Source organism: Kosakonia arachidis, assembly GCF_900116535.1.
Classification (GTDB): Bacteria; Pseudomonadota; Gammaproteobacteria; order Enterobacterales; family Enterobacteriaceae; genus Kosakonia; species Kosakonia arachidis.
Genome location: NZ_FPAU01000017.1, coordinates 1 through 8368 on the forward strand (window position 1 = coordinate 1; position 8368 = coordinate 8368).

The following is an 8368-nucleotide window of genomic DNA, read 5'->3' on the forward strand; positions in this document are numbered from 1 at the left end:
AAGCTGCTCTCCTGGTACTGCACGCAGTAATCCCAGACGCGGTAGCTGCCGGTCAGCCGGTCTTCCAGATTCACCTGGTATTCACCGAGCAGCGTTTTCACAATCTGCGGTACCGTCTGCCCCTGGAAGATGCGCAGGTTACGGTCGCGTTTCATCGGCCACACATCCGGCTCAGCCGTCAGCTGGTACACCGCATAGCGCGTCCCCGACAGCTCCGTCGCGCTCACCGCCACGCGGGTCACTTTCCCGTTGAAGTAACGCGTACCCGTCTGTGTCGGGACCGCCACCGTCACCGGCTGGCCCAGCAGTCTGCTGCGGTCAATCCGCGCGTCCGTCCCCAGTACCGTCAGCGCCAGTGTAAACGGCTCCGACAGCGCCTCGCGCCCGGAGAGTTTCCAGAAAAGCAGTCCCTCTACGGGCAGCCTGACCGATATTCTGTTCATCATAAACAATGAGTCCGTAAAAAGACTGATACCTTAAATCGCACTTGCTGTGCGTTCGTTTTTTTAAGTTGGGAAATATGGCGCGTCGTGCGATGCGCGTTACGGAGCCAGCATCAGCACTTTGAACTGACTGGGAACAATGCGCATACCAATGGCATTGGTCGAGTTTTGCAGACTTACGCTGGTTAAACGTGTCGCTGGCGTGCCTTTGAGCAGCACGGTGAATGCACCGGTCAGATGGCGCGATGGCCCCATTACCGTGCCGGAAGCAACGCCGGTTGCCACACCAGGATTATCGCCATTTGTCAGCGGCGTTACCGTCGCCATATTGTGCGCGGGCATCCCCATAAACAAAATGTTAAGGGCGTTCGGAATAGCAGTCGGGCCCAGCGCGATATCCGGATAGGGGATCGGTGTGGGAGCAGGCATCGGAGTCAGGCAGACATCCGGGAACGCAAGATCGACTCCTATCAACTGGCAATTGGCAAACATATTCCCTCCTTACCCCATATGGATCTGTTCAGAATCGACTTTGGTGATCGCTTTCGAGGTGATCACAGTATTTTGCGCATGCAATCGCAGATAATCCTCCGCTTTCATATCAAGTTGCCCGGCGCGGACATGCTCGGTCTGGCGCGTGTGGCGAAAAAGCTGCTGGCTGAGTTGCGTGACAGTCTGCCAGACCGACTCCGCGCGTTTCCCCACAATGCGTGACAGCGATACCCAGGCCGAGATTTTTTCGCCGCTGTAGTTCATCTCGCTGATATGGCAATCGCCTTGCACCGCATTGATATTCAATGCTTCGCTGCTCAGGCTTAACGCGCCCTGGCTTGTGATATGTAAATCACCCGGCACGCTAAGTTCAGCACTATTCGGGTTGAGCCGTTCCAGTACAGCAAGCAACCACATTTGATTTTCGACCGCGCTCATCAGTACGATATCGCCCACTTGCGGCGCAATGACGCAGCTCACTGCCCGACGGCAGTGCCAGCCGCGCCCTTCACTTTCGACCATCAGGCTACCGTCATCGAAACAGTGGGTCACAAGCGCCGCGAATTGCCCGACCGGGATCGCCGCCGTAAGCAATTGATGGTTGATATTGTTCATAGAAGATCTCCGTAGATTTTGCTGTGGCGTTCGGCGCTCCAAGCTTCCGCAGCCAGTAGCTCTTCGTCATATTCGAGGATGCCTTTGCGATCGGCAAAGCACGCATTGTCCTGCCGGGCACGATGAAAGCGCGTGCGTGAGAACGCAGCACCGCGAAAATCAGCTTCACGCACATCGGCAAAAGAAAAATCAGCGTAGGTAAAATCACACAAAGTAAATTCTGTCCTCTGTGCTGCAATCTGTTGCAGAATGCTCTGGAAAAAGCGGCTCTGTTTAAAACTTGCCTGATTGAGTGTCGCACCGACAAAAATAGCCTGATCAAACAAGCTGTTTTGGGCGTTTGCACCGCTCAGGTCAGCTTCCATAAATAGCGCCTGAGTCGCGTTGACATTGCACAGTTGTGCCTGTTTTAATGATGCGCCTTTAAAGTTACATTGCGTGAGCTGCGCGCCGGTAAAATCCACGCCATCCAGTTGGTTATCGGTAAACTGGCAGCCGATAAACTGCTGCTGTGCATAATGTTTCCCTCGCTGGTCACAGTTAAAAAAAACCGACCGTTCAAACTGACTCCCCTGCATATCTGTCTCACGCAGATCAATAGCAAACCAGGTCGTCATCAGATTGCGGCAATGAGCCAGTGTTGCGCCATCAAGCGGGCTTTCATAAAAGGTGGAGCGTTCCAGTGCCGAGCCGGTAAACAGGCTGTTGCTCATGGAACAGCGCATAAATTGACTGGCATCACTGGTCGAGCGGGAAAAATCGCTGCCAGCAAGGTTGCACTCATTAAACACGCAGCGCGTTAAGGTCGTGCTGCTGACGTTAATACCCGGCATTTCACACTGGTTAAAGATGGTTTCATCCAGTTGGGCCCCGGTAACGTTCGCTCCACGAAATTCACATTCGGTAAAGATACTCTCCTTCAGGTTCGCGCCTTGTAGATTCGCCCCCTGTAGCGAAACCTCCTGAAAGATACCGCCAGAAAGATCGCATCCTCCCAGATCTATGCCGTCGAGACTGCATTCGATAATGGCTTCGCCGCCCTTCACTTTCTGCTGTAATTGCGTCGCAGTTAACGTACTCATATCACCTCTCCATCACGCTTCGGCAGCGTTTTTACCCGTTTGGTATAAGCGCCGTGAAAGTGTGTTGTTTCACTGGTAATGGATTGCGATAGATCAGCACGAAACAGATTTACATAGCTGAGATCGGCACCTTCAAAGCGGCTCTTTTGCAACATGGCCCCCATCAGATTGGCCTCGTTAAAGCGCGCATGGCGAAAATCGGTGCGTATAAACAGGCTGCCAGTGAGCATCGCACCGCTGAAGTCAGCATTTTCACACTGAGCTTCACTGAAATCGCTGTTATCCAGCGTTGCCCGCCGAAAATGGGCTCGCGTCAGCAGCGCCTGGCGGAAGTTACTCTGTTTCAGATACGTGCCGCTGAAATCCGCCCCGGCCAGCGAGCCGCCCGACGCAACAGCGCAGGTAATCAGCGTGGCATGGGCAAAGTTAGCCTGTTCAAGCTGACTCTCCACCCAGGAGCAGCTATCAAGCTGGGCATGAGCAAATGCCGCGCTGAGAAGTTCGCATTTGATAAAGCTGGTTTTTGTCATCGCCGCGTGGCTAAAGTCGGGTTGCGGCAGCACCAGTTCCATAAAGACACAGTTATCCAGCGTTGCATGCTGAAACAGACACTGGCTGAATCCCGTCTCTCGCAGCAGCACATTGCTGAGTCGGGCATGGCTGAAGTCGCAGGCCTCGAACAGGGCGCCGCCCATTTCTGTCTCAGTAAAGTACGCCCCGTGAAAATCCGTCTGGCGGCACTGCGCCAGCGCGAGACTAGCATGATCCAGTTGGCATGCACGCAGGGATGCGTTTTGCAGATCAGCACGCGCCAGCATCGCCTGAGTCAGGTTCGCGCCATCAAGCTGGCAACCGCTGAGATTGGCGCACTCGAGTAACGCCTTGTGAAAGTTTGCGCCGCGTAGATCCATGCCGGAAAAATCCGCCCCGGTCAGATCGAGGCCGCTGAAATCGCCGCCCTGCGCCATGGTGCGTTCCGCACGCTGGCGGATAATCATCGCAATATCGCCCGTCAGCTTGATGGCTGGTGGTTGCTGGGCTGCGGACATCAGATACATCTGGTGCAGCGCTTCCCGGCTTTGAGCCAGCTTCTTCTCACTCAGTTGTGAGGCGTTACGAGCCAGCAGATCCTGCATACGATGCATTGATTCCGGCCCACGGACGCCACTGCCGCCGTCTGCGGCATCAGCGTAGCGCGCTTCCATCTCAGCTTTCCGCGCTTCGGCCTGCTGCTGCATGTTGGCCGCCTTACGTTCCATCTCTTCAATAAACTCTGGCAGTTCATCGAGCTTTGGCAGCGCAGGCTCGTCACGCTCTTTCAGGATGTCATTAACATCACTGCCCTGCGCTTCCAGCCTCGCACGGTGCTGCTCGCGCAACTGCAGCGCACGGGCATTCTGGTTTTCACGCATCGGGCTGTGATTTTCCTGCACCTCATTATCGATCCAGGCGCCGATAACTTCTTCTGGTAGAAGATCTTTCTCGCGAAAGGCAAACAGCGCCCCCTTTTCTTTATCGAGGCGCTGATTGAGCACTTTGCGATAGTGGTTAACTGAGCGTGTTGCACTGTTTTTTTCCAGCGCGGGCATCAGATGCAATACGTCAGCGGCATCGTCTTCGTTTATTCGCTGATTGCCCTGCCAGATGAGTACCATCTGTTCAAGGTGTGGGAAAAACCATACAGTGGTGGCGCGCAGGGCAATCTCTTCAAACAAAATTTCGTCACCCCGCTGACGCTGGATAAAGCAGCGCGCCTGCCAGGGCGGTAATGTGCCTTCCTGCACAGGTTTTTGCGGATGCATATTCCAGATGCGCCAGGCGGCCTGTGGAGGCAGTGAGTCACGATCTTCCCACCACTGATCGGGGCTGGCGGCGTTAAACACGCGCCAGTCGATGTCGGGAGCAAAACCGGGGAAATCATGTTGCAGCCAGCGAGCATCATAGTTTTTACCCATCCGGCGAAAACGGCGCGGCCACAGCAAATCCAGCGGGCCAAAGCTCGCTGGTTCAGGCTTTTCACGGGGGGAGACCATGCGCTGTTGTAACGCTTCAATGTTGGGTAGGCGGCGATACTGCGTGCCATTGTGAGTCTCTGTCACGGCCCCGACGCCATGCGGATTTTCGTCATACCCCGCGCCGCCAAAAGCCCGGCTCCAGTCGAGGCGCAACTGTTCAAACGGCTTTGGCGCTGTCGGCCGCGAACCCGCCCAGTAGCGATCGCCAGTAACAGCCAGTGTTTTTACCAGCTTATCAACTTCGATGCGTACCGCGCAGGTTGTCTTGTCCTGATGATGCCGCGTATAGGCATAGCCCGTGGCGAGAAATTCAGCGCGCGCTTTCGGAATGGCCATGTCCAGTACTCCGCCGCTGGTTTGTAACTCGCTGGCAGCCAGTTGCCACAGCTCAACTTCGGGCCGCAATTGTGGCGCGGCACTCATATCGGCGAGCGCCATAACAGAAACACCCAGGTGATTTTGTCCCTGCAAACGAAATGGACGATGTAATACGCTTAGTCGCAGCGGTTTAATAATCTTCATAAAACATCCTTTGGAAGATTAAGCATAGTGTTGAAGCGGTAAATGTTTTTATTTCAGTACATCTGGAGAATTGGATCTGAATGGGGCTTGCCGTGTTGCCTGTCCCTTAATTAAGGTGCGTCGTCGGTGGCTTATGCAAATTGCTGGAGGTGCTATAGTACAAAAATGCCAGAGTGAATTGAGTTATTATAAATCGGTTCCCAATTCATACTGGCATCTTTATTTATTGACCAAGTACTAGCGGCCTATCATAAATAGCGATTTTCTTCGGATCCTTCGGATCATACTTTATCGTCGTACCATTACCTTCTTTAAATTGGTCAATTTCTTTAAAGGTCAAGGCCTTCATTGTGGTCGCTTCAACCACCTGCTGTTCTGTCGTCTTAAACCTGAGTGTTAATTTATACACCGGTTTATTACCGTCCCAGCTGCTTGTTTGCTCGGTGTGAATAATATCAGCATTAACGGCAACCCCATTTTTCAATACCGCATCCTGCGAAAAGCCGTCTTTGAGATAAGGATAAAGCGTGGTGTAAAGAAATCTCGCAATGGGAAAGACACCAAACACAAGTGCAATAACGACCATTGAAATGATAAAAAAACTATTTATTTCCATACCCATCCAAACATTTTATTGTCCTCCAGGGCTCTGGCTAGCCTGAAGAGTAATTAGAAACACACTTCTTATATTCACTCATATCACTTATCAAAAACGAACATATAATCCTTATCATCTTTGTATATTATTTTAATATTTTTTCCCGGTTGAAGTTGAGGTGCGTAAAAAGTGTCAATTTTTTCACTGCCTTTCAAGAGATGCCCTTCTATATCCAATACGTAAACAACCGTTGTATTGCCAGATTCGTCTGTACTTATTGGCTTGATATTAACAATTTTTGCCATTACAGGACGCCCTTCTTGTAATAGTTTATCTCTCTGTTTCGTCACATAAAAAGCATATGCAATGAAAAGAAAAAAATCAGGAGGGCAATAATTAGCTCAAGCATATATTTATCTCTCGTCTTCATGGGAAAATCGTTAACACTGCAGATAAGTTATGAAGATTTCGAATGACAATCTCGTGCCATAACATCACCTCAGAATATTTCTTCCTCTTTAAACGTTTATTCCACAGAAGGAGAATCAAAAACAATACCTACTCTATTAATTCTTAAGTTCGTGATATTGATAATGCCGTCTTGCTCAGGCGTCAGGTACAGGTTTGATAATTAACATCTTGGTATAAATAGGGAATATGGTGTTACTTGTCCCTTAATTACTAATTACGTCACATTATATATTGAGATAACGTCGGTTTTGAAGGTGACATTTATGCATGCCCACCTTTTATTTAACTTATTTATTGAAATTTATTCCTATAATTGCCATTTCCCCCTTTTTTCCTACTTTGACTTGTATGTCGAGTCCTTTTTTTATTAGATGCATCTGCCCTGGAGCCACAAGTGCTTTCGATGTATGTATGTTTGGATCACCCGGTAGATAAAAAGTAATTTCATAAAAAAAATCATTACCATATCTGGCATTCAGTTGTTGCCAGGACTCTATTTTTGAGTTCACCACCTCGCCTTGCCAACGATCCTTTGACAAATAGCTTTTAATCCCTACTACATCAGTCTTGTCTTGTTTCTCAAGATAATAAAAAAATGCAGTCACAGCGACTAACAAAACAATTCCGCCATACATAAAGTATTTCGAGTAATCTTCAAGAGCCATTAACTTACCTCAATCTTAGGTAATTATAAATAATGAATTATTAGTAATATTAACTGTTCTGTTGCTTATGTTAGTTATTTCAAAATTTATCACGGCACCATTTGATTCCTTTTTGAATACGGTTTTAGAGAACTCCTTGAGTTTAAAAGAATTTGACAATCCATTGATAGAGTTTGTGACTCCTACGGCAGCAAGTGATGCAATAGTGCCAGATACCGAGGTTCCAACAAAACTTTCACTAAATCCTGTAACTGAAAGGGTATGAAGTTTCGGTTTGAAAACAGCCTCTGGAGCCTCCATAACTATCTGTTGTTTGCTACTGATTTTGATTAAGTTAGGGCTACTAATTGTAATGGTTCCCGCATTCACATTTTGTGTCCAGTTACCGCTATTCACGTCAATCGTCACACCACCATCAATGGTCTCTTTCCTTCCCCCAGCAACAATGCTCGTCTCCTGACCACTATCATATTTTTCTGTTAGCTTGTCGGTGACATGGTGCAACTCAGTCCCTTCAATATTGGTCGTGCGTCCGCCTTTTATCGTTACAGTATCACCACCGCTGGTGATATCCAGCGTGCGGCCATTCTTAATGGTTTCCGTCTGGCCATTATTGAACGTTGTGGTTTCTGCATCGTCCACCGTGGTGGTACGTTTTGCGCGATAGTAAAACGTGCCGTCACCGGTGACATCATCTTTCTGCTCTTTTAGGATCGTGGTGGTGCGATTGCCATCGACATTCACCGTCTTATCATTCTCGACAGACACTTTCATGTCTTTTTCAGAATGGAGTTCAACGGATTCACTGCCGGGACGATCTTCAAAGAACAAGTAGCTGGCGTTATCTTTATTGCCATCTTTACTGCGGGTCATAAAGCCCATTCGGGTGGAATCATCCGGCAATGACCACGGCGGCATGCTGGCTTCGTTATAGACGCGCCCGGTGATGATCGGCCGGTCCGGGTCGCCGTTGATGAAGTCAATCACCACTTCGTCGCCGACGCGCGGGATCTGCACCCCGCCAAAACCCTGGCCCGCCCAGGCACTGGAGACCCGTACCCAGCAGGAGCTGGTGTCATCGCCTTTTGCCAGCCGGTCCCAGTGGAACTTCACCTTCACCCGGCCATATCTGTCCGTCCAGATGCTCTCCCCCTGCGGGCCGACCACTTTCGCCGTCTGCGGACCGTAGGTGCGTGGCCATGCCGTCATCGCCGCCGGGCGGTACACCACCGACGACGGGATAACCGTGAAGTCAATCCGGTACTCTGTTTCCCCGTCGCTGCCACTCGCATAGCGGTTCTCTTCAAAAAAATAGGTCGCGGCAGTGGTCAGGTAGTCGCCGTTATCGCTGAAAAATGGCGCGTTATACAGCGTGAAGGTGCTGCCCGGCGCCACCCCCACCGCCGTCGCCGTGCCCTGAATCTGCTGGTGCTCCACCTGCCAGCGCTCCTGGCGGATGCGCGCG

9 protein-coding genes are annotated in these 8368 nt (G+C 50.6%); all 9 read right to left on the bottom strand.

Annotated features, from left to right (window positions below; translation table 11 throughout):
• The coding region (locus BM427_RS24945) for a contractile injection system protein, VgrG/Pvc8 family (protein WP_254779595.1) at nucleotides 1-446 on the bottom strand (446 nt) is incomplete at its 3' end.
• A gap of 96 nt (nucleotides 447-542) precedes the next feature.
• Nucleotides 543-935, bottom strand: coding sequence for a DUF4150 domain-containing protein (locus BM427_RS24950; protein ID WP_090127213.1), 393 nt, complete (start codon nucleotides 933-935; stop codon nucleotides 543-545).
• A gap of 9 nt (nucleotides 936-944) precedes the next feature.
• A complete protein-coding gene (locus tag BM427_RS24955) occupies nucleotides 945-1550 on the bottom strand; it encodes a DUF3540 domain-containing protein (RefSeq protein WP_090127215.1) in 606 nt (201 codons plus the stop codon).
• Entirely contained in the window at nucleotides 1547-2632 is a 1086-nt protein-coding gene (locus tag BM427_RS24960) for a pentapeptide repeat-containing protein (protein ID WP_090127217.1), read from the bottom strand. Before BM427_RS24960 ends, BM427_RS24955 begins: the two co-directional genes overlap by 4 nt.
• Complete coding sequence (locus BM427_RS24965) at nucleotides 2629-5169, bottom strand: DUF2169 family type VI secretion system accessory protein (protein ID WP_090127219.1); 2541 nt, start codon at nucleotides 5167-5169, stop codon at nucleotides 2629-2631. The genes BM427_RS24960 and BM427_RS24965 overlap by 4 nt, the downstream gene beginning before the upstream one ends.
• 223 nt (nucleotides 5170-5392) lie before the next feature.
• Nucleotides 5393-5785 (bottom strand): DUF3592 domain-containing protein, encoded by a 393-nt coding sequence (locus BM427_RS24970; protein ID WP_341874196.1) that lies wholly within the window; start codon nucleotides 5783-5785, stop codon nucleotides 5393-5395.
• A gap of 83 nt (nucleotides 5786-5868) precedes the next feature.
• The gene (locus BM427_RS24975; protein WP_244316570.1) at nucleotides 5869-6072 is read right to left on the bottom strand and encodes a hypothetical protein; all 204 of its coding nucleotides are present in this window, start codon (nucleotides 6070-6072) and stop codon (nucleotides 5869-5871) included.
• A gap of 453 nt (nucleotides 6073-6525) precedes the next feature.
• The gene (locus BM427_RS24980) at nucleotides 6526-6903 is read right to left on the bottom strand and encodes a hypothetical protein (protein WP_090127223.1); all 378 of its coding nucleotides are present in this window, start codon (nucleotides 6901-6903) and stop codon (nucleotides 6526-6528) included.
• A gap of 15 nt (nucleotides 6904-6918) precedes the next feature.
• Nucleotides 6919-8368 (bottom strand): type VI secretion system Vgr family protein (locus tag BM427_RS24985; protein WP_139234468.1); only part of this gene is annotated, 1450 nt, incomplete at its 5' end.

Bases quoted from the DNA above. Each gene is read 5' to 3' on its own strand.
- BM427_RS24975 (WP_244316570.1), bottom strand. From the start codon at position 6,072: ATGGCAAAAATTGTTAATATCAAGCCAATAAGTACAGACGAATCTGGC.
- BM427_RS24970 (WP_341874196.1), bottom strand. From the start codon at position 5,785: ATGGAAATAAATAGTTTTTTTATCATTTCAATGGTCGTTATTGCACTT.
- BM427_RS24955 (WP_090127215.1), bottom strand. From the start codon at position 1,550: ATGAACAATATCAACCATCAATTGCTTACGGCGGCGATCCCGGTCGGG.
- BM427_RS24980 (WP_090127223.1), bottom strand. From the start codon at position 6,903: ATGGCTCTTGAAGATTACTCGAAATACTTTATGTATGGCGGAATTGTT.
- BM427_RS24950 (WP_090127213.1), bottom strand. From the start codon at position 935: ATGTTTGCCAATTGCCAGTTGATAGGAGTCGATCTTGCGTTCCCGGAT.
- BM427_RS24960 (WP_090127217.1), bottom strand. From the start codon at position 2,632: ATGAGTACGTTAACTGCGACGCAATTACAGCAGAAAGTGAAGGGCGGC.
- BM427_RS24965 (WP_090127219.1), bottom strand. From the start codon at position 5,169: ATGAAGATTATTAAACCGCTGCGACTAAGCGTATTACATCGTCCATTT.